This is a genomic window from Pseudoneobacillus rhizolycopersici, assembly GCF_054786815.1.
This window is the reverse complement of the sequence record NZ_JBTOOE010000251.1, coordinates 1-231: the sequence shown is the minus strand read 5'-3', so window position 1 is coordinate 231 and position 231 is coordinate 1. Positions and strand designations below refer to the sequence as shown.

At 59.3% G+C, this 231-nt stretch carries 1 protein-coding gene; it reads left to right on the top strand.

Features of this window, described 5'->3' with window-relative positions; translation table 11 throughout:
• The coding region (locus ACX9YW_RS23625; protein WP_460351255.1) for a TolC family protein at positions 1–231 on the top strand (231 nt) is incomplete at both ends.

Below are 231 nucleotides of genomic sequence, written 5' to 3'. Positions count from 1 at the left end.
CCAAAGCCTGGCCGATCAGATTGCCGCCCAGCAGCGCTATCTCGCTTCACTAAATATCACCCTGCAGCGCGCCACTGCGCTCTATCGCCACGGCGCGGTCAGCTACATCGAAGTCCTGAGCGCCCAGCGCGACATTTTCACCACCCGACAAACCCTGCTGGAACTCAACTATTCCCGTCAGGCGAATGAAATCACCCTGTTCACCGCTCTCGGCGGCGGCTGGATGGAATA